The following is an 884-nucleotide window of genomic DNA, read 5'->3' as shown; positions in this document are numbered from 1 at the left end:
AAGGCCGGCATTGTTGACCAGCAGCGTCACGCTGTCGTCGCTGGCGATCGCCTGTTCGACGCGGCGGACGTCGCCGTCGTTGGAGAGGTCGGCGCTGATCACGCTGACCTTGCGGCCATAGGTCTGGCGCAGCTTCCCGGCCAGTTCCTCCAGCCGGTCGGCGCGCCGCGCCACCAGCACCAGATCGTAGCCCTGCCCCGCCAGCCGGTCGGCATAGACCGCGCCGATGCCCGACGAAGCACCGGTGACGACCGCCGTGCCCTTGTTGCCCTGTCCACTCATTGTCCTGTTCCTTCTTCGACTGATCTGGTTCGTTTCGACTGATCCGGCGCCGTGGCATCTGCCGCATTGCCGGAAGCCGCTTGATTGATTTAGTGGCATATACCACTAATTGCGAAGTAGGCATATGCCACTATCTTGTCAATGATACGGACGGGGATTATTTGAGGGGTGCAGCCGGGCGTCATTCGCCGGCGCCAAGGACCATCATGTCAAAGGACAGCTTGCCCGGCCTCACGCTCTGCAACAACGCCGCGCTGCGCCGCGCGGCGCGCAAACTCGGCAAGTTTTATGATGATGTGGTGGATCCGTCAGGCCTCAAGGCGACACAGCAGGGACTGCTCTACCAAATCCATATCGGCGACGAGCCGGCGATGGGGGCCATCGCCGCGTCGCTGATCATGGACCTGTCGGCGCTCGGCCATACGCTGAAACCACTGATCCGCGACGGCTATGTCGAGACCTTCGCCGACCCGGACGACCGCCGCGTCAAGCGTGTGCGGCTGACGCCGCAGGGGCTGGCCAAGCTCGAGGCGGCGATGAAACTGTGGCAGATCGCCCAGCAGCGTTTCGAGGATGTCGTCGGCAGGGACAAGGCTGAAAGC

At 63.5% G+C, this 884-nt stretch carries 2 protein-coding genes; one reads left to right on the top strand and one right to left on the bottom strand.

All coding sequences use genetic code 11. The features are described 5' to 3' along the window. Positions 1–282, bottom strand: a 282-nt coding sequence (locus EN964_RS35855; protein ID WP_127277545.1) for an SDR family oxidoreductase, incomplete at its 3' end; no start/stop codon positions are given. Between the two features lie 206 nt (positions 283–488). Between EN964_RS35855 and EN964_RS35850 the strand changes: the two genes are divergently transcribed. Further along, a partial coding sequence (locus EN964_RS35850; protein WP_164776513.1) for a MarR family winged helix-turn-helix transcriptional regulator occupies positions 489–884 on the top strand: 396 nt, incomplete at its 3' end.

Origin of the sequence: Mesorhizobium sp. M7A.F.Ca.CA.001.10.2.1 (assembly GCF_003998575.1) — a bacterium.
Classification (GTDB): Bacteria; Pseudomonadota; Alphaproteobacteria; order Rhizobiales; family Rhizobiaceae; genus Mesorhizobium.
The sequence above is the reverse complement of the archived record's forward strand: the minus strand, read 5'-3'. Positions and strand labels throughout refer to the sequence as shown.